Consider the following 22,506-nt stretch of genomic DNA (forward strand, 5'->3'; position numbering starts at 1 on the left):
GTCCTGTCAACGCGGGTTGACGTGGATCGAGACGCGGCGGTTCAGGGTCTGGTTGATCGGCAGGGCGGTGCCGTCCTCGCGACGGTTGGGCACGCGCGGCGCGAACTGGCCATAGGAAGACACCACCATCTGCTCGGGCGGCAGACCCAGGCTGGCCAATGCCCGCATGGTCACCAGGGCGCGGGCGGCTGCCAGGTCGAAGTTCGACGGGAATTGCGGGGTCTTGACCGGCGTGTCGTCGGTATGGCCCTGGATTTCGAAACGATAGGCGGCGAAGCGCGGATTGTTCAAGGTCGCCACCAGTTCGCGCATCAACGGCATGAATTCCGGCTTCATTTCGGCCGAGCCGGCAGTGAACATCGCACCCGAATCGAGGTTCAGCACCACGCCGCGATCGTCGGTGCCGACATCGGCGGCCTGGCCCGTGGTATCCAGCGCGTTGATCACCTGGGCCAGTTCGTTCTTCAAGGTCTCGATCGGGCGCTCGGACGGTTGCTTGCCCATCTCCGAGGTCATGCCCGACTGGACCTTCTCGTACAGGGTCGAATCGACCTTGGACACCGAGGCCATCAGGATGAAGAAGCACAGCAGAAGGGTGACCATGTCGCCATAGGTCTCCATCCAACTCCCGTCGACTTCTTCCTTTTTTTGCTCGAAGCGGCTCATTTGCTTTTCTGCTTATCGATGTCGAAATGGATCGACGGGTCGAGGAAGCTGTTCATCGCATCCTGGATGAAGCGGGGGTTCTTGCGTTCGGCCAACAGGACCAACCCCTCGGTCACCAGATAATTCCGGAAGCGGATGATTTCCTGGCGCTGCTGGATCTTGCTGGCCGCCGGCAGCAGCATCATGCGCGGCAGCAGCACGCCGTACAAGGTGGTGATCAGCGCCACCGCCATGCCCGGCCCCAGGGCGGCGGGGTCGGACCCCATCTGGCCCAGCATGATGACCAGGCCGATCAGGGTGCCGATCATGCCGTAGGCGGGGGCAGTGCCGGCCATGTTCTTCAAGATGTCGGCCGGCACGCACGAGCGCTGGAAGGTGGTCTCGACCGCGTTGGTCAGGATCGAGCGAACTTCGTCGCCGCTATAGCCGGCAATCACCAGATCGACGCCGTAGCCGAGGAACCGGTCCTGCTGCTTGAGCTTGGCGGTGTCGGCCTCGAGCGCGGCCAAGCCGCCTTTCTGGATCATGTAGCCCCAGCGGATGGCGCGGGCCACCTCGCCTTGCAGAACGCCACGCTGGATTTTCGGCGCGAAGAAGATCGACGCCATCAGGCGGAACGCCTGCATCACATACATGGGTTCATAGGAAATGAAGGTCGAGGCGAAGGTGCCGCCAACCACCATCACGAAGGACGGAAGATCGACGAAGGCCAGGTAATTGTCGGTCGAAATGAAGATCGACCCGAGAAACAGCACGATGCCGGCTAGAAACCCAATGATTGTCGCCAGCGACATGACGGCTCAACTCCCCTCGATCCGAGTGGCATTGTGCGTGAAAAGACCAAAACGGGCAAGGCCCCAGGGCGTCGGGCGGCGATCGCTCAGGCCGCTTCGGGCGGTTCGGGCGCGGTGACCATCGGGGTGGCCAGGTCGTATTCGACCTCGACGATGTCGCCATCGACGATCTTGACCTGCTTGAATCCCAGATGCTCGATGAATTTCAGCATGCGGGTATTGTCGCGCAGGACCTGGCCGACGATTTTGCCTGTCCCGCGTGAGCGGCAATACTCGATCATCTTGACCAGCAGCCTTTTGCCCAGGCCCGACCCCTTGAGGTCCGAGCGTACCACCACGGCGAATTCGGCCGCCTCGTTGTCGGGGTCGGTGACGGTGCGGACCACGCCCAGGGTCTCGTGGGTGCCGTCGCCGTTGGACAATTCGCCGATGAAGGCCATCTCGCGGTCGTAATCGATCTGGGTCAGGCGGGCCATTTCGGTGTGCGGCAACTCGTGCACCAGGCCGAAGAAGCGGAAACGGATATCCTCGGGCGTCAGCTTCGACACCAGCACATGGTGGTTGGGCTCGTCCTCGGGGCGGATCGGGCGCAACGTCACCGGCCGGCCGTCGGTCATGACGAACACCTCTTCCAACTCGGCCGGATAGGGGCGGATGGCCAGGCGTTCCTCGGCCGGCTTGGCCGGGGCGACCTTGATGGCGGCGTCCAGCGCCAGCACGCCCTCGGCGCCGCAGCGCAGCGGGTTGATGTCCAGCTCGGCGATTTCGGGGATGTCGATGATCAGCTGGCTGACCTTGATCAAGGTGGCGTGCAGGGCATCGACATTGGCCGGAGGCCGGCCGCGATAGCCCTTCAGCAGGCGCGACACCCGGGTCCGCTTGACCAGTTCGGCGGCCAGGTTGAGGTTCAGGGGCGGCAGCGCCACGGCGCGGTCGCCGATCACTTCCACCGCCACGCCGCCCTGGCCGAACAAGATCACCGGTCCGAAGATCGGATCGGTGGCGACGCCGACGATCAGTTCCAGCGTGCCGGGCTTGCGCACCACCATGCGCTGGACGGTGAAGCCCTCGATGCGGGCGTCGGGGAAGATCGAGCGGACCCGCTCCAGCATGGCGTGGGCGGCCTTTTCCACCTCGAACGGGCCGTCCAGGTTCAAGACCACGCCGCCGACATCGGATTTGTGGACGATGTCGGCCGACAGGATCTTCAAGGCGACCTCGCCGCCCAGTTCCTTGGCGATGCGGCTGGCCTCGGCCGGATTGTGGGCGATGCGGGTCTCGACGATGGGGATGCCATAGGCGGCCAGCACGCCCTTGGCCTCGGCCTCGGTCAGCATCGAATCGCCCCGGCCCAGCGCCGCACCGACGATGCGCCGGGCCTGGGCGGTGTCGGCGATGAAATCGACGGCCGCCGAGGCCGGGGTTTCCATCAACAGTTCCTGGTTGCGGCGATATTGCAGCAGGTGCAGATAGCCCTGGACGGCGGCGCGCGGCGTCTCGAAGGTCGGCACGCCTGCATCCGAGAACAGCTTGCGGGCCTTGGCGACCATGGCGTTGCCGGCCCAGCAGGTCATGATGTTGGCCCTGGGCTTGTCCTTGAACACCTTGATCACCGCCTCGGCCACCTCGGCCGGGTCGGAAATGGCGTTGGGGGCGTACATCACCAGCACCGCGTCGATGCATTTGCAATCCAGCAGGGCCTGCAAGGTCTTGGCATAGCGGGCACCGTCGGCGTCGCCGACGATGTCGATCGGGTTGCCGCGCGACCAGTTGGGCGGCAGGAAGGATTCCAGCTTTTCCAGCACGTCCAACGGCAGGTCGGCCAGTTCGCCGCCGCCATCGGCCAGGTCGTCGGCGGCGATCACGCCGATGCCGCCGCCATTGGTCAGGACCGCCAGGCGTTGGCCCTTCATCGGCCGCGAACGGGCCAGGGTCTCGACCGCGCCGAAGATTTCCTCGATGTCTTGCACCCGCAGCATGCCGGCACGGCGGATGGCGGCGTCGAACACCAGATCAGAACCGGCCAGGGCGCCGGTATGCGAGCTGGCGGCCAGGGCGCCGTCGGCCGAGCGGCCGGCCTTGATCACCAACAACGGCTTGTTGCGCGCGGCGGCGCGGGCCGCCGACATGAAGTTGCGCCGCTGGTCGATGGTTTCCATGTAAAGAAGGATCGCCCGGGTGTGCGGGTCGCTGCCCAGATAATCCAGCACGTCGCCGAACCCGACATCGCACGAATCGCCCAGATGGATGAAGTGCGAGAAGCCGATGCCCTTGGCGCAGGCCCAGTCCAAGACGGTGGTGCACAGCGCGCCCGATTGCGACACGAAGGCGATCTTGCCGGGCAGGGCGTTTTCCGGGGCGATCGAGGCGTTCAGGTTGATGCCCGGCACCAGCATGCCCATGCTGTTGGGACCCAACAGGCGGATGCCGTAGGTCTTGGCGGCCTCGCGGGCGGCGTCAAGCTGGGTGCGGCCGTCCTCGGTGTGGAAGTGGTGCAGCGCCGGGGTCATGATGCAGGCCGCGCGCGCACCCTTTTCGCCCAAAGCGTGGATGATGCCGGGAATGGTGGCGGCCGGCGTGCAGATCAGCGCCAGATCGGGCGCCTGCGGCAGCGAGGCGACGTCCGGATAGGCCAAGACGCCGCCGACGGAATTGTGGTCGGCGGTCACCGGCATGATCGGCCCGGCGAAATCGGCCTGCAAAAGGTTGCGCATCACCACCGAGCCCGCCGCCTTGGGCTCCGTCGTCGCGCCGATCACGGTGACCGATTGCGGACGGAAAAGGGCCTTAAGGTTGCGCACGCTCATGACGTCCCCCGTCTGGTACCTTCGCTTGAGCCGGCACTCTACGCCTGTATCTTGTGCGTCGCAACATAAGTGGTATGTCCAACGCCTTGGGGAAAACCCGTATGACCGATGTCAAATCGGTGATGCTTTGTCGCGCTTGGTTGTAACCTTCGGCCGACCGTGAAATTATGCCGCATCGCAGCACCGTGCGCGGTCGAAGGAGGGCATGATGATCGAGATGATGGAAAACCGGACCTGGGATGAGATCCGCATCGGCGACCAAGCCAGTTTGACCCGCACCTGCCGGATGGAGGATGTCGAGCTGTTCGGCGTCGCCACCGGTGACCTCAATCCCACCCATTACAATGCCGAGCAGGCGGAAAGCCTGGCGCATCATCGCAAGATCCTGGCCCATTCGTTGTGGGGCGGTTCGTTGCTGTCGGCGCTGTTGGGCAACGAATTGCCCGGTCCGGGCACCGTCTACAAGGGCCAGAACTTCGAATTCGACCAGCCGGTCGAGGTGGGTGACAGCCTGACCGTCACCATCACCGTCAAGTCCAAGGAAGCGCCGGCCGACGTGGTGTTCGACTGCGCCGCCGTCAACCAGCGCGGCGAGAAGGTCTTTCACGGCGAGGCCCGCGTGCTGGCGCCGACGACCAAGGTGGTGCAGCCCAAGACGGTGCTGCAGGAGGTGTCGCTGCATCGCGCGCATCATGTGTTCGAGGATCTGATCGAACGGTGCGGTCCGCTCGAGCCGATCTCGGTGGCGGTGTGCCATCCGTGCGATCAGGTGTCGCTGGAAGGCCCGGTCGAGGCGTTCAAGCGCGGACTGATCAATCCGATCCTGGTCGGGCCCGAGGCCAAGATCCGCTCGGTCGCCGCCGAGTTCGGCCTGGACCTGGACGGTATCCGCATCGTCGATACCCTGCATTCGCACGAATCGGCCGAAAGGTCGGTGGCGATGTGCCGCTCGGGTGAGGCCGAGGCGCTGATGAAGGGCAGCCTGCACACCGACGAGATGATGCACGAAGTGGCCAGCCGCGAGCGCGGCCTGCGCACCAGCCGCCGCATCAGCCACGTCTTCATCATGGACGTGCCGACCTATCCGCGCATGCTGCTGATCACCGACGCGGCGATCAACATCTATCCGACCCTGGAAGACAAGCAAGACATCGCCCAGAACTCCATCGACCTGGCCCATTGCCTGGGCGTGGCCCAGCCGAGGATGGCGATCTTGTCGGCGGTCGAGACGGTTTACCCCAAGATCAACTCGACCATCGAGGCCGCCGCCCTGTGCAAGATGGCCGATCGCGGCCAGATCACCGGCGCCATCCTGGACGGGCCGCTGGCCTTCGACAACGCCATCTCGGCCGAAGCGGCGCGCATCAAGAAGATCAATTCTCCGGTCGCCGGTGTCGCCGACATCTTGCTGGTGCCCGATCTGGAAGCCGGCAACATGCTGGCCAAGCAATTGTCCTATCTGGCCGACGCCGACGCCGCCGGTATCGTGGTCGGCGCCCGGGTGCCGATCGTCCTGACCAGCCGCGCCGATTCCGCGAAGGCCCGCCTGGCCAGTTGCGCCGTCGCCGTGCTGTTCGCCCACGCCCGGCGCGGCGGCGGCAAGAAAGCGGCGGAATAGGGGGACCCCGATGAAAGACGCCTATCTGGTCATCAATGCCGGCTCGTCCTCGATCAAGTTCTCGCTTTATTTCGCCAATGGCGATGCCAAGCCCCGACTGACCGCCAAGGGTCAGGTCGAGGGCATCAACGTGGCCCCGCATTTCATCGCCCAGGCGGTGGACGGGACGGTGCTGGCCGAACAGCGCTGGCCGGCCGACAGCAACCTGGTCCATCAGGATCTGTTGAAGCATCTGATCGACTGGGTCGAGGACCATCTGGACGGCGCCCGATTGGTCGCCGCCGGCCATCGTGTGGTCCATGGCGGCCCGCGCTGGAGTTCGCCGGCCCGCATCACCGACGAGTTGCTGGACGAGTTGGAAAGCCTGGTGCCGCTGGCACCGTTGCACCAGCCGCACAATCTGGCGCCGATCCGCGCCCTGGCGGTGGTGCATCCCGGTCTGGTGCAGGTGGCGTGCTTCGACACCGCCTTCCATCGCACCAATCCCAAGGTGGCCGAAACCTTTGCCCTGCCGCGCGAGCTGACCGACGAGGGGGTGCGCCGCTACGGCTTCCACGGCCTGTCCTACGAGTTCATCGCGCGCCGCTTCAAGGAAATCGATCCGGTTCGCGCCGCCGGAAAGGTGGTGGTGTGCCATCTGGGCTCGGGGGCGTCGATGTGCGCTATCGACAATGGCCGCTCGGTGGCGTCAACCATGGGGTTTACAGCGCTGGACGGCCTGCCCATGGGCACGCGCACCGGAACGCTGGATGCCGGCGTCGTCCTTTACCTGCTGCAGCAAAAGGGCATGAACGCCGCCGAAATCGAGACCCTTTTGTACAAGAAGTCGGGTCTTCTGGGGGTGTCGGGGGTGTCCAACGACATGCGGGTGCTGCTGGAAAGCGCCGATCCCCACGCCGCCGAAGCGGTCGATCTGTTCTGCTACCGCATTCGCCGCGAGCTGGGCTCGCTGGCCGGGGCCATGGGCGGCATCGATGCCTTGATCTTCACCGCCGGCATCGGCGAGCATTCCGCCCCGGTTCGGGCCATGGTGTGCGAGGGTGCCGGTTGGCTGGGTATCGAGCTGGACCCGGCGGCCAACGCGGCCCATGCCGACAAGATCACTACGCCCGCAAGTCGTCTGCCCGTCTACGTCATCCCCACCGATGAGGAAATGATGATCGCCAAACATACTCGCGCGGTATTGGCGGAATGATGCTTTCATTTTTGTGACTAGACCCCACATTTGCTTTAGGACAAGGTGTGGGACTATGGAAATGGTGGAAGGAACGGCGATGCGGAAGCTTAAGATTTCGGTGGGTAAGGTCCACCTCGAGGTCGAATTGCTCGACACACCGACGGCGGATGCCATTTTTGCTGCCGCTCCGTTCGAATCCCGTGCCGCCACCTGGGACGGCGAGGTTTACTTCACCATTCCGGTCAAGGCCGAGCGCGAGGCCGACGCCCGTGCCGTCGTCGAGCTGGGCGAACTGGCCTATCGCGTCGAGGGCGAGGCGGTGGTGATCGCGTTTGCGCCGACGCCGGCCTCGGTGGCCGACGAAATCCGCCTGGCGGCGCCCGAGAACATCTGGGCCAAGGGTCCGGTCGAGCCGCATGCCATGCTGAAGATCGAGCCGGGTGAGCTGGTCAAGGTCGAGCCGGTTTCCGCCTGACCTGGAACGGAGGACCCCATGCAAAGCGTCGTCGTCCTGGGGTCCGGCAAGATCGGGATCACCGTGGCGGCGATGTTGGCCGATAGCGGCGATTGGCGCGTAACTCTGGCCGATTCCCGGCCCGAAATGATGGCCGGGCAACGCCGCCCCGGCCTTGAACCCATCACTCTTGACGTTACCGACCCGTTCGCGCTGCGCGCGGCGCTGTCGGGTCATCATGCGGTGGTCTCGACGCTGCCCTACTTCCTGTGCGCCGAGGTGGCCGAGGCCGCCCTGGCCGAGGGTGTCCACTATTTCGATCCGACCGAGGACATCGCCACCGCCCACGCCATCCGCAAGCTGGCCCAAGGGGCGGCAACCGTGGCGGTGCCGCAATGCGGCCTGGCGCCAGGCTTCGTCTCGATCGCGGCGAAAAGCCTGGCCGACGGCTTCGACGAGATCCTGGATGTGCGCCTGCGGGTCGGCGCCCTTCCGCAATATCCCGACAACGCCTTGAAATATAACCTGACCTGGAGCACCGACGGGCTGATCAATGAATATTGCAACCCCTGTCAATCGGTGGTTGACGGTCGGCTGATCGAGGTGCTGCCGTTGGAAGGGCTGGAACATTTCTCGCTCGACGGCATCGCCTACGAGGCGTTTTCCACCTCGGGCGGCGTGGGAACCCTGTGCGAGACCCTGGCCGGCCGGGTCCGCAATCTCGATTACAAGACGGTGCGCTATCCCGGCCATCGCGACCTGATTCGCATGCTGGCCCGCGACCTGAAGCTGGCGGAGCGGCGCGAGCTGTTTCGCGACGTCATCGAGAACGCCATCCCGATCACCCGCCAGGACGTGGTGCTGATCTTCGTCACCGTGGTCGGGCGCAAGAGCGGGCGGCTGATGCAGGAAAGCTGGGTCCGCAAGATCTATGGCGACGATTGCCCGGGCGGGCGTTCGGCCATCCAGAAGACCACTGCCGGGGCCATCTGCGCCATGGTCGATCTGCATCAACGGGGCCAGATCCCGCAGACCGGCTTCGTGTGCCAGGAACAGGTGTCGTTGTCCGATTTCCTGGCCAACCGCTTCGGCGCCGTCTATGCCTGAAGGAATGAGGTTGCGAAGCCCCTCGGCTGTCCTATATTCGTCGCCATGAAACGCATCGCCGCCCTTCTTTCCCTTTGTGTGGTCCTGTCGGCCTGTGCGGTGGTCGATTTGGCCGCCCATGGCGTCAAGGAATACGAACGCTCGCGCGGCGAGAACGGCGCGCCGCCCGAGGATGAACTGCACGCCAGCTCTCAGGCGGCACAACCCGCGTCGGCGCAGAGGGTTCCGCTGGTCGAGCCCGCGGCCGAGCCGACCCAGCCGGTTCCGCCGCGTGAATCGGTCAATGTCGAAAGCCTGAAATAACCCGATTTCGGCATCGCGTTACCGAGTTTGTCATGTTATGACCCGAGAAGGGGCAGCGTGACTGATGGGCAATGGGTAACGCGGAAACCAGACTGACCAGGGATTTGACCATTCGCTATGTCGCCGTTCTGGCGATCATCGGCGGGCTGGCGATCGCCTCGTTCCTGGGGCTGGTCCGCATCTTGATGGATGCCGAGGCCGGCGGCGCCGTCATCGGTGTCGCCGCCCAGCAACGCCCGCTGGTCGAGCGGGTGGTGTTCGCCGTCGCCAATCTGACCCGCCCGTTGGAACCCCAGGCCCGCCTCGACGAACGCGCCGCCCTGGCCCTGGCGCTTGACCGGCTGGAATCGGCGCATTTCGGCCTGGTCGCCGGCATGCCCGAGGTCAAGGGGGCTGCGCCGCCATCGGCGGCGATCAAGGCGCTGCTGTTCGGTCCCGATGGCCGGTTGGATCACGAGATGCGGGGCTTCGTCGGCCAGGCCCGCGCCGTGCTGGCCAAGGCCGACCAGCGCCTGCCCGCCGACGATACCGACGCCAAGGCTTTGTCGCCGAGCCGGGTCGAGCCCTTGCTGGTCCTGCTGGATCGGCTGGTGACCCGTTACCGCGAGGAAAACGACAAGCGGCTGCGGCGCTTGTTCCTGTTTCACGGGGCTGCCCTGGCCGCCACCCTGGCCTTGCTGATCCTGTCGGCGGCGATGGTGTTCCGCCCGATGGTCAGCCGCATCAAGGACGATCTGGCCGAACGGGTCAAGGCGGCCCGCAAGCTCAAGGAATCCGAGGAACGGCTGTGGCGCATCCTCGAGGAAAGCCCGGTCGGCGTGTCGGTGTCGCGGCGCAGCGACGGCGCCGTGGTGTTCGCCAATTCCCGCTTCGTCGACATCATCAACACCACCCGCGATGACCTGATCGGCCACCCGGCCCGCGACCTGTTCCGTAACGAGAGCCAGCGCAAGGCGGTGGTCGAGGCCCTGAAGCGCGACGGCCATATCGACGATGCCGAGGTCCAGTTCATCCGCCGCGGCGGCGAGACCTTCTGGAGCCTCCTGACGCTCCGCTCGACCTTCTTCGAGGAAGAGCCGGTCAACCTGGCCTGGGTCTACGACATTTCCGCCATCAAGGCCGCCCAGGCCAAGGTCCGCCTGACCGCCCAGGTGGTGGAAAGCGCCAGCGAGGCGGTGGTGATCACCAACGCCGCCAACATCATCGAATACGTCAACCCGGCCTTCACCACCATCACCGGCTACGAATCGGCCGAAGTGATCGGGCGCGATCCCGGCTTCCTGAGTTCCGGCCGCCACGATGCCGATTTCTATCAGACGATGTGGGATGATCTGCGCGCCACCGGCCGCTGGCGCGGCGAGATTTGGAACCGTCGCAAGTCGGGCGAGTTCTATGCCGAGCAATTGTCGATCGTCGCCCTGATGAGCGATGACGGCCAGGCGGTCACCCACTATATCGCCATCTTCTCGGACATCACCAACCGCAAGGAAGACGAGGAGCGGATCTGGCGCCAGGCCAATTACGACGCCTTGACCGGTTTGCCCAACCGGTCCTTGTTCACCGACCGGCTGCAGCAGGCGGTGCGGCAAAGCCAGCGCGATGGCAGCCGGTTTGCCCTGATGTTCCTGGACCTCGACGGCTTCAAGGCGGTCAACGACACCCTGGGCCATGCCGCCGGCGACGAATTGCTGCAGCAGGCGGCCAAGCGGCTGGAAGATTGCGTGCGCGCCTCGGACACGGTGTCGCGCCTGGCCGGCGACGAGTTCACCTGCATCATCCCCGGCGTGCACGGCAAGGCCGACGTCGAGCGGGTCGCGGCCAAGATTCTGGAAGAGTTGGCCCAACCGTTCGAGCTCGAGGCGGGCAGGGCGGACGTGCGGGGCTCGATCGGCATCGCCATCTTCCCCGACGACGCCGATACCGGACCCGCCCTGGTCGGGCGCGCCGACGAGGCGATGTACGCGGTCAAGAAATCCGGGAAGAACGCCTTCCGCTTCGCCTGATCTAACAGGCTGCGGAAAAACACCGATCTGGTGTCCGAACGCCCCATTTTGTCATGCCCGGACTTGATCCGGGCATCCACGCGGCGCCGCCTAACTATCCGTTTCCAATGGAATTTTTGCGAAGACACGTGGATGGCCGGGTCAAGCCCGGCCATGACGGATTGAGCAAGCTGACAGCAACGCCGAGTTTTTCCGCTTCGCCTGATCTAACTCAGGCTGCGCAGGAACGGCTTGAACGGGCGGTCGTTGACGCGGACATGGTCCAGCAGCCATTCGCGCATGAATTGGGTGGTCTCGGTCACCAATTGGTGGGTCGCCGCGTCGTCCTCGTCGGCCTGGTCGAAGCGGTCGCGCAAGGTTTCGGCCTGGACCAGCAGGCGGTCATGGTCGGCCTTGTGCAAGGCCAGGCCCGGATAGCCGTGGCGATCCAGCAGCCGCTCTTCCGCGATGAAGTGGGCCTTGGTGCGCAGGATCAGGCGATCCAACAGGCCGGCCAGCTCCTCCAGGGGGGCGCCCCGATCGACAGCACTCAGATAGTGATTGCAATATTCGACCATCTCGCGATGGTCCTTGTCGATCGTCGGCAGGCCCAGTTGGTATTCCTCGCACCATTCGATGATTGGCATGGCCCGTCCCTGATTCCCCATTCCCACTTGGATTTAGGGCTTCCCGGCCGTCCTGTCCAGAAGGGTGGCAAGCGCCTGATGAAACATCGCCTCGGTCAGGCGCCCGGTATTGGTGTTGTAGCGCGAGCAATGATAGCTGTCGGTCATGATCAGGCCACCCGGAAGGGTGTGAACCGCACCGTGGGCGAACACGAAGGCGGACTTGCGTAAGGATAGCGCCGTCAATACCGCCTGATGGGCGTCGCGGCCGATGGCGAACAGGCCGGCCAGGTTGGGCATGGCCCGGATCTCGGCGGCCAGGAACGGCAGGCAGGCCTTGAATTCGGCCGGCAGCGGCTTGTTGGCCGGCGGCACGCAACGCACCGCGTTGGTGATCCGCGCGTCCTGCAAGGTGAAGCCGTCGGCGGGGTCGGCGCCATAGGTGCCGGTGGCCAAGCCGACGGACTTCAACGACGGATAAAGCAGGTCGCCGGCATAATCGCCGGTGAACGGCCGGCCGGTGCGGTTGGCGCCCTTCAGGCCGGGGGCCAGGCCGACGAACAGGAAGCGCGCCGACAAATCGCCGAACGAGGCGACGGCGCCGTTGTGCCAAGTGGGCTGGGCCGCGCGGTTGGTGTTGCGGTATTCGACCAGGCGGGGGCACAGGGCGCAATCGCGCCCGGGACACTCAGGCGGGGTCACGGGGCATCGCCGGGTCGCGTGGGCCGCCCGAGCGGGCGATCTGGGATTCCAGGTCCAGCAGCTCGATGAAGGTGTCGGCCTGGCGGCGCAATTCGTCGGCGATCATCGGCGGCTGCGACCGGATGGTCGACACCACCGAGACGCGGACCCCCTTGCGCTGCACCGCCTCGACCAGGCGGCGGAAATCGCCATCGCCGGAAAACAGCACCACATGGTCCATGTAGGGGGCCATCTCCATCACGTCGATGGCCAGCTCGATGTCCATGTTGCCCTTGATCTTGCGCCGGCCCAGCGCGTCGGTGAATTCCTTGGTCGGCTTGGTGACCATGGTGTAGCCGTTGTAATCCAGCCAATCGACCAGCGGACGGATCGGCGAATATTCCTGATCCTCGATCAGGGCGGTGTAATAGAAGGCGCGGATCAGCCGGCCCTTCGAGGCGAACAGCTGCAACAGCCGCTTATAGTCGATGTCGAAACCCAGCGCCTTGGCGGCGGCATAGAGGTTCGAGCCGTCGATGAACAGGCCGACCCGTTCGGTGTCATAGAAATGCATGGCAATCTCTACTAAATATAGGATGTGGCGGAAACGCGCCGGGAATAAGCCTAACCTAGGCATCATGGCGGCGGACCGCAAGGACCTTCGAGTCCGGCAGGTCTTGCCTTTTGTGGTGAGGCTGCTCTATAAGCTGGACTCTTTTTTCAGGTCAAATCTCAGTTCGAGGAAAATTCATGGCTCGCGTTACGGTCGAAGATTGCGTCGTCAAGGTTCCCAATCGCTTCGAGCTGGTTCTGATCGCCGCTCAGCGCGCGCGCGACATCTCGTCGGGCGGCCGCATCACCGTCGAACGCGACAACGACAAGAACCCCGTCGTCGCCCTGCGTGAGATCGCCGACGAGACCATCGGCCTCGACCCCTTGCGCAACGCGCTGGTCCAGGGCCTGCAGAAGCACGTCGAGAATGACGAGCCGGAAGAGGACGAGATGGAATCCTTCATGCCCGAGGGTGACCTGGGCTTCGAGGCGATGGCCTCGGAAGAGGATGCCGACGAGGCCGGCCTGACCGTCACCGACGGCGCCGATTTCGATCCCTCGGCCGGCGACCTCGCCGACGGGGACGTGGACTAACCCGATGCGGGCGGCGACGGCCCAGCCCCATCGCCAAGCGCCGCCCACCATGCCGCGCCACGGAAGGCCTTGGCCCGAGGTGGCGCCATGATGCGTCAGTTCGAACTGGTCGAGCGGGTCAAATCCTATGACCCGGCCGCCGACGAGGACGCCATCAATCGCGCCTATGTCTTCGCCATGAAGATGCACGGCTCGCAGAAGCGGGCCTCGGGCGATCCCTATTTCTCGCACCCCATCGAAGTGGCGGGCATCCTGACCCGCTACCGCCTCGATTCCGCCTCGATCATCACCGCGCTGCTGCACGACACCATCGAGGACACGCCGGCGACGCTGGACGATCTGGAAAAGCTGTTCGGGCCGGAAATCGCCCGGCTGGTCGATGGCGTCACCAAGCTTTCCCGTATCGAGCTGCAATCCGACCACGCCAAGCAGGCGGAAAACCTGCGCAAACTCGTCATCGCCATGAGCGAGGACATCCGCGTCCTTTTGGTCAAGCTGGCCGACCGCGTCCACAACATGCGCACGCTCAGCTATATCGCCAATCCCGACAAGCGCCGCCGTATCGCGCTTGAGACCATGGAAATCTATGCTCCGCTGGCCGAACGCATCGGCATGCAGGAAATCAAGATGGAGCTGGAGGACCTGGCCTTCGCCGAACTGCACGGCGATGCGCGCGGGTCCATCATCGCCCGGCTGAATTTCCTGCGCGAGCAGGGCGGCGACCTGATCGGTCGCATCCTGGAAGAACTGCGCAAGACCTTCGAGGAAGCCGGCGTCAAGGCCACGGTGTCGGGACGCGAGAAGACGCCTTACTCGATCTGGCTGAAGATGCAGCGCAAGAATGTCGGCTTCGAGCAATTGTCCGACATCATGGCCTTCCGCGTCGTGGTCGATTCCATGGAGGATTGCTACCGGGCCCTGGGCGTCATCCATTCGAAATATCCGATGGTGCCCAACCGCTTCAAGGACTACATCTCGACGCCCAAGCCCAACGGCTACCGTTCCTTGCATACCGGCGTGTTCGGACCCGAGCGTCACCGCATCGAAGTGCAGATTCGCACGGATGAAATGCACGAAGTGTCCGAGTTGGGCGTCGCCGCCCACTGGAAATACAAGTCCGGCGGCGGCCGCATGACCGACGGGCGGCAATATCGCTGGCTGCGTGAGCTGCTGGACATCCTGGAACACGCCTCGAACCCCGACGAATTCCTTGAGCACACCAAGCTCGAGATGTTCCAGGACCAGGTGTTCTGCTTCACGCCGAAGGGCGACCTGATCTCGCTGCCGTCGGGGGCGACCCCGGTCGATTTCGCCTATGCCGTCCATTCCGATGTCGGCGACACCTGCGTCGGCGCCAAGATCAACGGCCGCATCATGCCGCTTCGGTCGCGCCTGCATAACGGCGATCAGGTCGAGGTGATCACCTCGAAGGCGCAGACCCCCAACCCGACCTGGGAACGCTTCGTCGTCTCGGGCAAGGCGCGAGCCCGTATCCGCCGCTTTGTCCGCACCCAGCAGCGCGCCCAGTATCTCGATCTGGGCCGGGCCATCCTGGTGCGCGCCTTCCGCCAGGAAGGCTATGACCTGACCGAGCGGGCGCTGGAAGGGGTGATCAAGATCTTCAAGGCGCCCACCGCCGACGATCTGATGGCCATGGTGGGCGAGGGGACGGTCACCGCCAAGGATGTGGTGTCGTCGGTGTACCCAGAGCTGAAGAACGCCCAGAAGACCGACAATGTGGTCCATCTGGGCCGCACCAAGCCCAAGCCGGCCCACGAGCGCGAGAAGCGGGGCAACGCAGTCCCGATCCGCGGCCTGATCCCCGGCATGGCGGTGCATTTCGCCGGCTGCTGCCATCCGCTGCCGGGCGACCGCATCGTCGGCATCGTCACCACCGGCAAGGGGGTGACGGTTCACACCATCGATTGCGAGAATCTGGAACAATATGCCGAGACGCCGGAACGCTGGCTGGATATCTCGTGGGACGAGACCGAGGGCAAGGCCCATATCGGCCGCATCGATCTGGTGGTCAACAACGAGCCCGGCACGCTGTCGACGGTGACCACGGTGATCGCCAAGAACATGGGCAACATCACCAACCTGAAGATCACCAACCGCACCACCGAATTCTTCGAGATGCTGATCGACATCGAGGTCCGGGACGTCAAGCACCTGACCAATGTCATCGCCGCGCTGCGCGCGACGCCCTTGATCAATTCCGTCGATCGCGCCCGCAATTAGCCAAGGAACCATTCACATGTCCGCGCTGCCGCTCCGTCTGGGCGTCAACATCGATCACGTCGCCACCATCCGGAACGCCCGGGGGGGTCTGCATCCCGATCCGGTCCGTGCCGCCCATCTGGCCGCCGCCGCCGGTGCCGACGGCATCACCGCCCACCTGCGCGAGGATCGCCGCCATATTTCCGACCGCGACATCGAGCGCCTGGCCAACGAGATCCAGCTGCCGCTGAATTTCGAGATGGCGGCGACCGAGGAAATGGTCGCCATCGCGCTACGCCACCGCCCGCACGCCGCCTGCATCGTCCCGGAAAAGCGGGAAGAACGCACCACCGAGGGTGGGCTGGATGTCGCCGGCCATATCGATTCCTTGCGCCCGCTGGTCGGACGCCTGGTGGATGCCGGCATCCGCGTCTCGATGTTCATCGAGGCCGATCCGCGCCAACTGGACGCGTCCAAATCCATCGGCGCCCCGGTGGTCGAACTGCATACCGGCGCCTATTGCGACCATGACGGCGCCACCCGCGACGGCGAGCTGGCCCGGATCAGAACCGCTGCCGCCCACGCCGCCGCCATCGGGCTGGAATGCCATGCCGGCCACGGCTTGTCGTTCGACACCGTCAAGCCGATCGCCGCCATCGGCTCGATCGTTGAATTGAACATCGGCCATTTCCTGGTGGGCGAGGCGATCTTCATCGGCTTCGAGGCCTCGATCCGTCACATGCGCGCCCTGATGGACGAAGCCCGCAAGGGGGCGGGGCGGTGATCTTGGGCATCGGCAACGATCTGTGCGACATCCGCCGCGTCGAAAAGACGCTGGCCCGCTTCGGTGACCGTTTCACCCGTCGCGTCTTCACCGACATCGAGCGGGCCAAGGCCGAACGGCGCCCGCCCCAGCAGCGGGTGGCCACCTACGCCAAGCGCTTCGCCGCCAAGGAAGCCTGCGCCAAGGCGCTGGGTACCGGCTTCGCCAACGGCGTGTTCCTGAAGGATATCGGCGTGGTCAATCTGGCCAGCGGGCAGCCGACTTTCGCGCTGACCGGCGGCGCCGCCCGCCGGCTGGCGGAAATGGTGCCGGCCGGCATGATTGCCCAGCTTCTGCTGACCATGACCGACGAGCCGCCTCTGGCCGAGGCGGTGGTGGTGATCCAGGCCATTCCCGCCGCTTGACACAAGGCGGCGGGGCTGTTTTGCTCGGCGCCAGCCGGGCAGGGCGGTACCGGGTCGTGTTTTCAATTAAATCAAATAATTACGCGGTGATTTTATGTCAAAGGGTAAATTCGGCGGGACCTGGGAAACCATCAAGACCGTCTTTTACGCCATGGTGATCGCCGGCTTCGTGCGTACCGTGGCGTTCGAGCCGTTCAATATCCCGTCGGGTTCGATGATTCCGACCCTGCTGATTGGCGACTATCTGTTCGTGTCGAAATACGCCTATGGCTATTCCCGCCATTCGGTGCCTCTCTCGACGGGTCCCGCCATGACCGGCCGACTGGCCGAGAAGGTGCCGGAACGCGGCGACGTCGTGGTCTTCAAGAAGCCGCCCGAGCACAAGGTCGATTATATCAAGCGGGTGATCGGGCTGCCGGGCGACCGCGTCCAGGTGATCCGCGGCCTGCTGCACATCAACGGTGAGCCGGTCAAGCGCGAGCGCATCGACGATTTCGTCGAGTTCACCCGCGAAGGCAACATCATGCGGGCGCCGCAATATATCGAGACCCTGCCGAACGGCCGCCAGCACCGCATCATCGAATATGCCGGCGACAATGGCATCGCCGACAACACCCCGGTCTACACTGTGCCGGCCGGCCATTACTTCATGATGGGCGACAATCGCGACAATTCCGCCGATTCGCGCTTCCTGGACGAGGTCGGCTACGTGCCGGCGGAAAATCTGGTCGGCCGCGCCGAGGTGATCTTCTTCTCGGGCGATGGTTCGGCCTCGTGGTGGGAAGTGTGGAAATGGCCGTGGGCCATCCGCTTCGCCCGCCTGTTCGACGGGATCGACTAAGCCGATGAGCCGAATCCTGGCCGACCGCCTGGGCTATGCCTTCACTCGGCCGGACCTGCTGAGCCAGGCGCTCACCCATCCGTCGGTGACCCATGGCCGGGCGCCGCGCAAGGCGACCGCCTACGAGCGTCTGGAATTCCTGGGCGACCGCGTGTTGGGGCTGGTGGTGGCCGAGATGCTGTTCCACCGTTTCCCGACCGAGGCCGAGGGCGAGCTGGCCCGGCGCCATGCCGCGCTGGTCCGCCGCGATTCCCTGGCCCGGATCGCCGTTTCCTGGGGTATCCCGGATTATCTGCTGCTGGCGCGCGGCGAGGAAGAAGGCGGCGGGCGGGCCAATCCGGCGGTGCTGGCCGACGCTTGCGAGGCGGTGATCGGCGCGGTGTTCGCCGATGGCGGTCTTGATCCGGCCCGCAGGCTGGTGCTGGCCGCCTGGGCGCCGCTGATGGAAGAAAGCCCGGCCCCGCCCAAGGATGCCAAGACCGCGCTTCAGGAATGGGCGCAAGGATTGGGCCGGCCGCTGCCGGCCTACGAAACCCAAGGGGTCGAAGGGCCTCCCCACGAGCCGGTGTTCCTGGTGTCGGTAACCGTCGAGGGCGAGGCGCCGGTGTTGGGCCGCGGTCGTTCGAAGCGGTCGGCGGAACAAGCGGCGGCAACGGCCCTGTTGAAGAAGGTGAAGTCATGAACGAGGTGCCGGAAAACGAGCGGCGATGCGGCTATGTCGCGGTGGTCGGCGCGCCCAACGCCGGCAAGTCGACCCTGGTCAACGCCCTGGTCGGGACCAAGGTGTCGATCGTGTCGCCCAAGGTGCAGACCACGCGCTTTCGCGTGCTGGGCATCGTCATGGCCGGCCCGGCCCAGGTCATCCTGGTCGATACCCCCGGCATCTTCCAGCCCAAGCGCCGCCTGGACCGCGCCATGGTCGCCGCCGCCTGGGACGGCGCGCACGATGCCGAACAGATCTGTCTGCTGATCGACGCCTCGAAGGGCTATGACGACGACAGCCGCGCCATCGTCCTTCGCCTGAAACAGGTCAACCGCCAGGCCATCTTGATCCTCAACAAGGTTGATGTGGTCAAGAAGGAAAAGCTTTTGAAGCTGGCCCAGTCCCTGCACGACGAAGGCATCTTCACCGACATCTTCATGGTCTCGGCCCTGACCGGCAGCGGCCTGGACGCCCTGATGCCGGTGCTGGCCGAGCGCACCCCCATGGGGCCGTGGATGTTCCCCGAGGACGAGGTGTCGGACCTGCCGCAGCGTCTGCTGGCCGCCGAGATCACCCGCGAGAAGGCTTTCCTGCAACTGCACGAGGAACTGCCCTACGCCCTGACGGTCGAGACCGAATCCTGGGAGGAAAAGGAAGACGGCTCGGCCCGCATCGACCAGGTGATCTATGTCCAGCGCGAAAGCCAGAAGGGCATTGTCGTCGGCAAGCACGGCCACCAGATCAAGGCCATCGGCGCCGCCGCCCGCACCGAGCTGGAAGCCCTGCTGGAACGCCGGGTTCACCTGTTCTTGCACGTCAAGGTCCGCGAGGATTGGCAGGACAAGCGCTCGCATTACAACGAATTCGGCCTGGATTTCGATTCGTAAGGCCGAAGGCCGGCCCGGTGCCGGGCCCGTTCAGGCTTATAGGGGGGGCGATCGGCGGAGCATCATGGACGCACGCTCGCTTGGACTGATTCTGGTGTGGGTCGGCGCCATCTTGCTGGTCGCCGTGCTGCAGCAGCGCCTGCGCCAGGGCGCGCTGGGCGAGGAAGCCTTCGAGAACCCGCCGCCGGTCGCCCGCTGGGCGGTGGCCATCGCCAGTGCCGGCATGGCCTGTGCCGGCCTGGGCATTCTGCTGACAGTGTGGAGCTTCCTTTGATGGATTGGGACGACGACGCCATCGTGCTGTCGGCCCGCCGCCATGGGGAAAATGCCGCTGTCATCCATGTGTTGACAGTGGCGCACGGCCGCCATCCCGGGCTGGTCCCTGGGGGGATGGGCCGGGCCAATCGTGGCAGCCTGCAGCCGGGTAACCGGGTGCGGGTCGGCTGGCAGGGGCGTTTGGCCGAGCAATTGGGGCGCTTCCGGGTCGAACTGGTTCGCGCCGACGCTGCCCTGCATATGGCCGATCCAGACCGCCTGGCGGCCTTGTCGGCGGCCTGCGCCGTGGCCGACGCGGCCCTGCCCGAGCGCCAGCCGTTGCCGGCCGCCCACGCCGCCCTGACCGCCCTGCTGGACGCGCTGGACAGTGACGCATGGGCGACGGTGATGGTGCATTGGGAACTGGCGCTGCTTCGGGCTCTGGGGTTCGGGTTGGACCTGTCGGTCTGCGCCGTCAGCGGCACCAATGCGGACCTGGCCTATGTCAGCCCCAGGACCGGCCGCGCCGTCAGCCGCGCGGCCGGCCAGGACTGGCAAGACCGGCTGCTGGAACTGCCGGCCTTCCTGGTGGCCGGCGGCATCGGCAGTGCCCCCGATGTCGCCCTGGGCCTGAAACTGACCGGCTTCTTCCTGGAACGCCACGTCCTGGCGCCGCAGCACCGGCCAATGCCGGCGGCGCGGTTGCGATTGGTTGACCGCCTCCTGTCGTCGGGTACTATATGTTGATGCGACGTTTTGCCGCCTTTTGGGGACATTCATGACCGAACCTGCCGCTGCCGGCCTTATCCGCGAAACACCGCTGACCGAGGCGCTGGGCGAGCGTTATCTCGCCTATGCCATGTCGACCATCGTGTCGCGGTCTCTGCCCGACGTGCGCGACGGGCTGAAGCCGGTGCACCGCCGCCTGCTTTACGCCATGCGCCAATTGAAGCTGGACCCGCAGGGCGGCTTCAAGAAGTGCGCCCGCGTCGTCGGCGACGTTATCGGTAAGTACCACCCCCATGGCGACGTGGCCGTCTATGACGCCATGGTCCGCCTGGCCCAGGATTTCGCCGTGCGTTACCCGCTGGTCGAGGGCCAGGGCAATTTCGGCAATATCGACGGCGATAACGCGGCGGCCATGCGCTACACCGAGGCCAAGCTGACCGAGGTCGCCGCCGCCCTGATGGCCGGCCTGGACGAGGACGCGGTCGATTTCCGCCCGACCTATGACGGGTCCGAGGACGAGCCGGTGGTGATGCCGGCCGCCTTTCCCAACCTGCTGGCCAACGGTTCGGCCGGTATCGCGGTGGGCATGGCGACCAGCGTGCCGCCCCACAATGTCGGCGAGATCTGCGACGCCCTGAAGCTGTTGATCCGCGAGCCCGATTGTTCGGTCGATGCCCTGGTCGCCCACATGCCCGGCCCGGATTTCCCCACCGGCGGCGTCTTGGTGGAGACCCGCGAGGCGGTGCTGGAAGCCTATCGCACCGGCCGTGGCGCCTTTCGCCTGCGGGCGCGCTGGGCGGTCGAGAAGCTGTCGCACGGCCTTTACCAGATCGTCATCACCGAAATTCCCTATCAGGTGCAGAAATCCAAGGTGATCGAAAAGATCGCCGAGCTGCTGACCGACAAGAAATTGCCGCTCTTGGCCGACATCAGGGACGAATCGGCCGAGGACGTCCGCATCGTCCTCGAGCCCCGGAACCGCACGGTCGAGCCCGAGCATGTGATGGAACAATTGTTCCGCAACACCGACCTGGAAACCCGGGCCAGCCTGAACATGAACGTGCTGGGCGGCGACGGCGTGCCCCGGGTGATGAACCTGAAAGAGGTGCTGCAGGCCTTCCTGGATCACCGCATGGAGGTGCTGGAACGCCGTTCCCGCCACCGGCTGGACAAGATCGCCAAGCGGCTCGAGGTGTTGGAAGGCTATTTGATCGCCTATCTGAACCTGGACGAGGTGATCCGCATCATCCGCGAGGAGGACGAGGCCAAGCCGGCCTTGATGAAGGCGTTCGGGTTGTCGGATGCCCAGGCGGAAGCCATCTTGAACATGCGCCTGCGGTCGCTTCGCAAGCTGGAAGAGATGGAAATCCGCAAGGAGCATGATTCGCTGTCGGCCGAGCAGGCCGAGTTGCAGACCCTGCTGGCCGACCCGGCCAGGCGGTGGAAGGCGATCGCTGTCCAGATCGCCGAGACCCAGAAGAAGTTCGGCCAGGCCACCCCGTTGGGCAAACGGCGCACCGAACTGGGCGACGCGCCGGGCGCGGTGGTGGTGCCGATCGAGGCCTTCGTCGAGCGCGAGCCGATCACCGTTCTGCTGTCGGAAAAGGGGTGGATTCGCGCCATGAAGGGCCATATGGACCAACTGGACGGCGTGAAGTTCAAGGAAGGCGACCAATTGCGGTTCGCGCTGAAGGCGGAAACCACCGACAAGATCCTGTTCTTCGCCACCGACGGGCGCTTCTATACCGTCGGCGGCGACAAGCTGCCGTCGGGTCGCGGCTTCGGCGAGCCGCTGCGGCTGATGATCGACCTGGCCAACGACGCCGAGATCGCCCTGATCTTCGCCCATCGGCCCGGTCGCAAGCGTCTGGTCGCCACCGACGGCGGCCGCGGCTTCGTCGTCGATGAGGCCGAGGCGCTGGCCCAGACCAAATCGGGCAAGATGGTCCTGAACCTGGGCGACGGCGAGAAGGCCGCCTTCTGCATCCCGGTCGAGGGCGATGCCGTGGCGGTGATCGGTGACAACCGCAAGCTTCTGGTTTTCATGGCCGAGGAAATCCCGATGATGACCCGGGGCCGTGGCGTGATGCTGCAGAAATACCGCGACGGCGGCATGGCCGACATTAAGATCTTCACCCTGACCGAGGGACTGAGCTGGAAAAGCGGCGAACGCACGCGGACCGAAAGCGATCTGACGCCGTGGATCGGCAAGCGTGCCTCGGTCGGGCGCCTGCCGCCGACGGGGTTTCCGCGTAACAACAAGTTTACTTGAGGGGACTGGTCAGACCAATTCTTTCATGCGACCATCGGCGATCCCATGTT

Annotated in this window: 22 protein-coding genes; 16 read left to right on the forward strand and 6 right to left on the reverse strand. The window is 65.1% G+C overall.

All coding sequences use genetic code 11. The features are described 5' to 3' along the window. Positions 1 to 6 precede the first annotated feature (6 nt). From MTBLM5_RS03235 to MTBLM5_RS03245, 3 genes are all read right to left on the reverse strand, one after another. Positions 7 to 666, reverse strand: coding sequence for a flagellar motor protein MotB (locus tag MTBLM5_RS03235; RefSeq protein ID WP_173974367.1), 660 nt, complete (start codon positions 664 to 666; stop codon positions 7 to 9). Beyond that, positions 663 to 1,460: a motility protein A gene (locus tag MTBLM5_RS03240; protein ID WP_173974368.1), complete on the reverse strand. Its 798-nt coding sequence runs from the start codon at positions 1,458 to 1,460 to the stop codon at positions 663 to 665. The genes MTBLM5_RS03235 and MTBLM5_RS03240 overlap by 4 nt, the downstream gene beginning before the upstream one ends. 86 nt (positions 1,461 to 1,546) lie before the next feature. Further along, on the reverse strand, positions 1,547 to 4,267 hold the full coding sequence (locus MTBLM5_RS03245; protein WP_173974369.1) for a bifunctional acetate--CoA ligase family protein/GNAT family N-acetyltransferase: 2,721 nt from the start codon (positions 4,265 to 4,267) through the stop codon (positions 1,547 to 1,549). 208 nt (positions 4,268 to 4,475) lie between these two features. Between MTBLM5_RS03245 and MTBLM5_RS03250 the strand changes: the two genes are divergently transcribed. The 6 genes from MTBLM5_RS03250 to MTBLM5_RS03275 all read left to right on the forward strand — a co-directional run bounded on the left by MTBLM5_RS03250 (position 4,476) and on the right by MTBLM5_RS03275 (position 10,929). After that, complete coding sequence (locus MTBLM5_RS03250; protein ID WP_217424963.1) at positions 4,476 to 5,885, forward strand: bifunctional enoyl-CoA hydratase/phosphate acetyltransferase; 1,410 nt, start codon at positions 4,476 to 4,478, stop codon at positions 5,883 to 5,885. A 10-nt stretch (positions 5,886 to 5,895) separates the two neighbouring features. After that, positions 5,896 to 7,080, forward strand: coding sequence for an acetate/propionate family kinase (locus tag MTBLM5_RS03255; RefSeq protein ID WP_173974370.1), 1,185 nt, complete (start codon positions 5,896 to 5,898; stop codon positions 7,078 to 7,080). A gap of 79 nt (positions 7,081 to 7,159) precedes the next feature. Then, the gene (locus tag MTBLM5_RS03260) at positions 7,160 to 7,537 is read left to right on the forward strand and encodes a cyclophilin-like family protein (protein ID WP_173974371.1); all 378 of its coding nucleotides are present in this window, start codon (positions 7,160 to 7,162) and stop codon (positions 7,535 to 7,537) included. 18 nt (positions 7,538 to 7,555) lie between these two features. Then, positions 7,556 to 8,623, forward strand: coding sequence for a saccharopine dehydrogenase C-terminal domain-containing protein (locus tag MTBLM5_RS03265; RefSeq protein ID WP_173974372.1), 1,068 nt, complete (start codon positions 7,556 to 7,558; stop codon positions 8,621 to 8,623). 45 nt (positions 8,624 to 8,668) lie between these two features. Next, entirely contained in the window at positions 8,669 to 8,926 is a 258-nt protein-coding gene (locus MTBLM5_RS03270) for a hypothetical protein (protein WP_173974373.1), read from the forward strand. A 71-nt stretch (positions 8,927 to 8,997) separates the two neighbouring features. Further along, a complete protein-coding gene (locus MTBLM5_RS03275) occupies positions 8,998 to 10,929 on the forward strand; it encodes a diguanylate cyclase domain-containing protein (protein WP_173974374.1) in 1,932 nt (643 codons plus the stop codon). Positions 10,930 to 11,135: 206 nt separating this feature from the next. On the opposite strand, the gene MTBLM5_RS03280 is transcribed toward MTBLM5_RS03275, so the two are convergent. The 3 genes from MTBLM5_RS03280 to MTBLM5_RS03290 are packed head-to-tail and all read right to left on the reverse strand — an operon-like array spanning position 11,136 to position 12,789. Then, the gene (locus MTBLM5_RS03280; RefSeq protein ID WP_173974375.1) at positions 11,136 to 11,555 is read right to left on the reverse strand and encodes a bacteriohemerythrin; all 420 of its coding nucleotides are present in this window, start codon (positions 11,553 to 11,555) and stop codon (positions 11,136 to 11,138) included. A gap of 33 nt (positions 11,556 to 11,588) precedes the next feature. Continuing rightward, positions 11,589 to 12,236 carry a uracil-DNA glycosylase gene (locus tag MTBLM5_RS03285; RefSeq protein WP_173974376.1) on the reverse strand — a complete coding sequence of 216 codons (648 nt, stop codon included), beginning with the start codon at positions 12,234 to 12,236 and terminating at the stop codon, positions 11,589 to 11,591. Beyond that, positions 12,223 to 12,789 carry an NYN domain-containing protein gene (locus MTBLM5_RS03290; RefSeq protein WP_068497612.1) on the reverse strand — a complete coding sequence of 189 codons (567 nt, stop codon included), beginning with the start codon at positions 12,787 to 12,789 and terminating at the stop codon, positions 12,223 to 12,225. Before MTBLM5_RS03290 ends, MTBLM5_RS03285 begins: the two co-directional genes overlap by 14 nt. Positions 12,790 to 12,965: 176 nt before the next feature. Here MTBLM5_RS03290 and rpoZ point away from each other — a divergent pair, with 176 nt between their 5' ends. The 10 genes from rpoZ (at position 12,966) to parC (ending at position 22,456) form a co-directional block, all read left to right on the forward strand. Further along, positions 12,966 to 13,361, forward strand: a complete 396-nt coding sequence (gene rpoZ, locus MTBLM5_RS03295; RefSeq protein ID WP_173974377.1) for a DNA-directed RNA polymerase subunit omega — start codon at positions 12,966 to 12,968, stop codon at positions 13,359 to 13,361. Between the two features lie 87 nt (positions 13,362 to 13,448). Then, on the forward strand, positions 13,449 to 15,602 hold the full coding sequence (locus MTBLM5_RS03300) for a bifunctional (p)ppGpp synthetase/guanosine-3',5'-bis(diphosphate) 3'-pyrophosphohydrolase (protein ID WP_173974378.1): 2,154 nt from the start codon (positions 13,449 to 13,451) through the stop codon (positions 15,600 to 15,602). Positions 15,603 to 15,618: 16 nt separating this feature from the next. Beyond that, on the forward strand, positions 15,619 to 16,365 hold the full coding sequence (locus MTBLM5_RS03305; protein WP_173974379.1) for a pyridoxine 5'-phosphate synthase: 747 nt from the start codon (positions 15,619 to 15,621) through the stop codon (positions 16,363 to 16,365). Then, a complete protein-coding gene (gene acpS / locus MTBLM5_RS03310; RefSeq protein ID WP_173974380.1) occupies positions 16,362 to 16,769 on the forward strand; it encodes a holo-ACP synthase in 408 nt (135 codons plus the stop codon). Before MTBLM5_RS03305 ends, acpS begins: the two co-directional genes overlap by 4 nt. A gap of 94 nt (positions 16,770 to 16,863) precedes the next feature. Then, positions 16,864 to 17,610: a signal peptidase I gene (gene lepB / locus MTBLM5_RS03315; protein WP_173974381.1), complete on the forward strand. Its 747-nt coding sequence runs from the start codon at positions 16,864 to 16,866 to the stop codon at positions 17,608 to 17,610. A 4-nt stretch (positions 17,611 to 17,614) separates the two neighbouring features. After that, positions 17,615 to 18,292 (forward strand): ribonuclease III, encoded by a 678-nt coding sequence (gene rnc / locus MTBLM5_RS03320; RefSeq protein ID WP_173974382.1) that lies wholly within the window; start codon positions 17,615 to 17,617, stop codon positions 18,290 to 18,292. Continuing rightward, positions 18,289 to 19,200, forward strand: coding sequence for a GTPase Era (era, locus tag MTBLM5_RS03325; RefSeq protein WP_173974383.1), 912 nt, complete (start codon positions 18,289 to 18,291; stop codon positions 19,198 to 19,200). The genes rnc and era overlap by 4 nt, the downstream gene beginning before the upstream one ends. 64 nt (positions 19,201 to 19,264) lie before the next feature. Further along, positions 19,265 to 19,474: a hypothetical protein gene (locus MTBLM5_RS03330; protein ID WP_173974384.1), complete on the forward strand. Its 210-nt coding sequence runs from the start codon at positions 19,265 to 19,267 to the stop codon at positions 19,472 to 19,474. Then, the gene (gene recO / locus MTBLM5_RS03335; protein WP_173974385.1) at positions 19,471 to 20,202 is read left to right on the forward strand and encodes a DNA repair protein RecO; all 732 of its coding nucleotides are present in this window, start codon (positions 19,471 to 19,473) and stop codon (positions 20,200 to 20,202) included. The genes MTBLM5_RS03330 and recO overlap by 4 nt, the downstream gene beginning before the upstream one ends. A 31-nt stretch (positions 20,203 to 20,233) precedes the next feature. Next, positions 20,234 to 22,456: a DNA topoisomerase IV subunit A gene (gene parC / locus MTBLM5_RS03340; protein ID WP_173974386.1), complete on the forward strand. Its 2,223-nt coding sequence runs from the start codon at positions 20,234 to 20,236 to the stop codon at positions 22,454 to 22,456. The last annotated feature ends 50 nt before the right edge of the window (positions 22,457 to 22,506 follow it).

It is taken from the genome of Magnetospirillum sp. LM-5 (assembly GCF_902729445.1).
In the GTDB taxonomy this organism is placed as follows: domain Bacteria; phylum Pseudomonadota; class Alphaproteobacteria; order Rhodospirillales; family Magnetospirillaceae; genus Magnetospirillum.

Bases quoted from the DNA above. Each gene is read 5' to 3' on its own strand.
- MTBLM5_RS03290 (WP_068497612.1), bottom strand. From the start codon at position 12,789: ATGCATTTCTATGACACCGAACGGGTCGGCCTGTTCATCGACGGCTCG.
- rnc (WP_173974382.1), top strand. From the start codon at position 17,615: ATGAGCCGAATCCTGGCCGACCGCCTGGGCTATGCCTTCACTCGGCCG.
- rpoZ (WP_173974377.1), top strand. From the start codon at position 12,966: ATGGCTCGCGTTACGGTCGAAGATTGCGTCGTCAAGGTTCCCAATCGC.
- lepB (WP_173974381.1), top strand. From the start codon at position 16,864: ATGTCAAAGGGTAAATTCGGCGGGACCTGGGAAACCATCAAGACCGTC.
- MTBLM5_RS03305 (WP_173974379.1), top strand. From the start codon at position 15,619: ATGTCCGCGCTGCCGCTCCGTCTGGGCGTCAACATCGATCACGTCGCC.
- MTBLM5_RS03330 (WP_173974384.1), top strand. From the start codon at position 19,265: ATGGACGCACGCTCGCTTGGACTGATTCTGGTGTGGGTCGGCGCCATC.
- MTBLM5_RS03275 (WP_173974374.1), top strand. From the start codon at position 8,998: ATGGGTAACGCGGAAACCAGACTGACCAGGGATTTGACCATTCGCTAT.
- MTBLM5_RS03300 (WP_173974378.1), top strand. From the start codon at position 13,449: ATGATGCGTCAGTTCGAACTGGTCGAGCGGGTCAAATCCTATGACCCG.
- MTBLM5_RS03250 (WP_217424963.1), top strand. From the start codon at position 4,476: ATGATCGAGATGATGGAAAACCGGACCTGGGATGAGATCCGCATCGGC.
- MTBLM5_RS03255 (WP_173974370.1), top strand. From the start codon at position 5,896: ATGAAAGACGCCTATCTGGTCATCAATGCCGGCTCGTCCTCGATCAAG.
- parC (WP_173974386.1), top strand. From the start codon at position 20,234: ATGACCGAACCTGCCGCTGCCGGCCTTATCCGCGAAACACCGCTGACC.
- era (WP_173974383.1), top strand. From the start codon at position 18,289: ATGAACGAGGTGCCGGAAAACGAGCGGCGATGCGGCTATGTCGCGGTG.
- MTBLM5_RS03265 (WP_173974372.1), top strand. From the start codon at position 7,556: ATGCAAAGCGTCGTCGTCCTGGGGTCCGGCAAGATCGGGATCACCGTG.
- MTBLM5_RS03270 (WP_173974373.1), top strand. From the start codon at position 8,669: ATGAAACGCATCGCCGCCCTTCTTTCCCTTTGTGTGGTCCTGTCGGCC.
- MTBLM5_RS03260 (WP_173974371.1), top strand. From the start codon at position 7,160: ATGCGGAAGCTTAAGATTTCGGTGGGTAAGGTCCACCTCGAGGTCGAA.
- MTBLM5_RS03235 (WP_173974367.1), bottom strand. From the start codon at position 666: ATGAGCCGCTTCGAGCAAAAAAAGGAAGAAGTCGACGGGAGTTGGATG.
- MTBLM5_RS03280 (WP_173974375.1), bottom strand. From the start codon at position 11,555: ATGCCAATCATCGAATGGTGCGAGGAATACCAACTGGGCCTGCCGACG.
- MTBLM5_RS03240 (WP_173974368.1), bottom strand. From the start codon at position 1,460: ATGTCGCTGGCGACAATCATTGGGTTTCTAGCCGGCATCGTGCTGTTT.
- MTBLM5_RS03245 (WP_173974369.1), bottom strand. From the start codon at position 4,267: ATGAGCGTGCGCAACCTTAAGGCCCTTTTCCGTCCGCAATCGGTCACC.